The sequence below is a fragment of the Streptococcus suis genome (assembly GCF_002960445.1).
Taxonomy (GTDB): Bacteria; Bacillota; Bacilli; order Lactobacillales; family Streptococcaceae; genus Streptococcus; species Streptococcus hyiners.
Window position 1 is genome coordinate 1 of record NZ_POJD01000330.1, and the last position, 331, is coordinate 331.

Annotated in this window: 1 protein-coding gene; it reads left to right on the forward strand. The window is 32.9% G+C overall.

Going from position 1 to position 331, the window contains the following annotated elements:
* The coding region (locus C1G53_RS11090; protein WP_161941423.1) for an insulinase family protein at positions 1-331 on the forward strand (331 nt) is incomplete at both ends.

Genomic DNA, 331 nt, shown 5'->3' on the forward strand with positions numbered 1-331 from the left:
CTATACAATTGGTAGTCAGGTCTCTATTTTTTCAGGAATGCTAAAGGTCTATGCTGGAATTAGCCGTGAAAATAGACTCAGGGTAATGAAGTTAATTAGTAAACAACTACTTGATTTAAAATGTGGTAAGTTTACAGAAGAAGAATTAGAGTTGACAAAAAACATGTTGATTCATTCAGCAACCTTGGCTCAAGATAGGCAGAATAATTTGATAGAACAAGTATATAATCAAGTTACCTTAGGAAATAGAAATTTAAGTTGGTTAGATTGGATTGAGGCTATCAAATCGGTATCAATAGACGATGTCATTCGAGTAGGACAGATGATTAAT